Consider the following 509-nt stretch of genomic DNA (forward strand, 5'->3'; position numbering starts at 1 on the left):
ATGTTCAGGATCTATAACAACGATAAGGAAGCTACCATGAGTGATATTTTTAATGTAAAAGACACTATTACGGTCGATAGCAAGGACCATACCTATTATAGTCTACCCAAGCTAACTGAGACTTACGAAAACATCAGCAAGTTACCATTTTGCATGAAAGTCGTTTTAGAAAACTTATTGCGTAATGAAGATGACGGGCAGTCTGTTGGCAAAAACCACATCGAAGCGGTCGCCAATTGGGATGCAGGCGCAGAAGCGTCAAAAGAAATAGCCTTTATGCCAGCCCGTGTTGTCCTGCAAGATTTCACTGGTGTGCCATCAGTAGTCGATTTGGCAGCGATGCGCGATGCCGTCGTTGAGCTTGGCGGCAAAGCTGAGCAAATTAACCCGTTTATCCCAAGTGAATTGGTCGTCGATCACTCAGTACAAGCCGATGCTTATGGCCGCGAAGATGCCATAGATCTTAACGAAAAGATTGAGTTTAAGCGTAATAAAGAACGCTATGAATT

Annotated in this window: 1 protein-coding gene; it reads left to right on the plus strand. The window is 43.6% G+C overall.

Translation table 11 applies throughout. The features are described 5' to 3' along the window. Positions 1–36 precede the first annotated feature (36 nt). On the plus strand, positions 37–509 hold a 473-nt coding region (locus tag JMW90_RS13680; protein WP_265089252.1), incomplete at its 3' end, for an aconitase family protein.

Source organism: Psychrobacter glacincola (assembly GCF_904846215.1).
Lineage (GTDB): Bacteria > Pseudomonadota > Gammaproteobacteria > Pseudomonadales > Moraxellaceae > Psychrobacter > Psychrobacter glacincola.